This window comes from Cryobacterium sp. 10I1, assembly GCF_035019805.1.
Classification (GTDB): Bacteria; Actinomycetota; Actinomycetes; order Actinomycetales; family Microbacteriaceae; genus Cryobacterium; species Cryobacterium glucosi.
Genome location: NZ_JASJVF010000510.1, coordinates 1 through 947 on the forward strand (window position 1 = coordinate 1; position 947 = coordinate 947).

Genomic DNA, 947 nt, shown 5'->3' on the forward strand with positions numbered 1-947 from the left:
GCTTGTGGGAGAGCGCTGGGCCCTGCTCATCGTCCGCGACCTGCTCGTCGGGCCGCGGCGCTACGGCGAACTCGCCGACTCCGTGCTCTCCAACGCCGTGATCGAAGACGTCGTCGGCATCCACGTCGTGGGCGCAGACAGCACAGTCGGGGTCTCCGCCTGATGCGCATCGGCGTCGTCACCTTCCCCGGATCGCTCGACGACCGTGACGCGCAGCGCGCGATCCGGATCGCGGGCGCCGAACCCATCGCGCTCTGGCACGGCGAGCACGACCTCCGCGGTGTCGACGCGATCGTGCTGCCCGGCGGCTTCAGCTACGGCGACTACCTGCGCGCGGGCGCGATCGCGAGCCTCTCGCCGATCATGGCCGAGGTCATCGACGCCGCGAACAGCGGCATGCCGGTGCTCGGTATCTGCAACGGTTTCCAGATGCTCACCGAGGCGCACCTGCTCGAGGGCGGGCTGATCCGCAACGACCACGGCTCGTTCATCTGCCGCGACCAGCAGCTGCGCGTCGAGAACACCGACACCGTCTGGACCAGCGGCTTCGCGGGCGGCCAGGAGATCACCATCCCCCTGAAGAACGGCGAGGGCGGCTTCATCGCCTCCGCCGAGACCCTCGCAGAGCTCGAAGGCGAAGGCCGCGTCGTGGTGCGCTACGTCGGACTGAACCCGAACGGCTCCCTCAACGACATCGCCGGCATCACCAACGCCCGCGGCAACGTCGTCGGCCTGATGCCGCACCCCGAACACGCGGTCGAGGCCGGCTTCGGTCCCGACACCGCGTCCGCGATGCGCAGCGGCACCGACGGGCTCACGTTCTTCACCTCGGCGATCGAGCGGATGCTCGCGAGCGCGTAACCCGCACCCCGCAACGCCCGGTCCCGCAACGCCCGGTCCCGCAACGCCCGGTCCCGCGAAAGCGGGTGAATCGTCGTTTTCAGTAC

At 69.8% G+C, this 947-nt stretch carries 1 protein-coding gene and 1 pseudogene; both read left to right on the forward strand.

Annotated features, from left to right (window positions below):
* Positions 1-76 (forward strand): annotated as a pseudogene (locus QN345_RS19465) (winged helix-turn-helix transcriptional regulator); the annotation flags it as partial.
* A gap of 86 nt (positions 77-162) precedes the next feature.
* Positions 163-861 (forward strand): phosphoribosylformylglycinamidine synthase subunit PurQ, encoded by a 699-nt coding sequence (gene purQ, locus QN345_RS19470; protein ID WP_322189152.1) that lies wholly within the window; start codon positions 163-165, stop codon positions 859-861.
* Positions 862-947 lie beyond the last annotated feature (86 nt).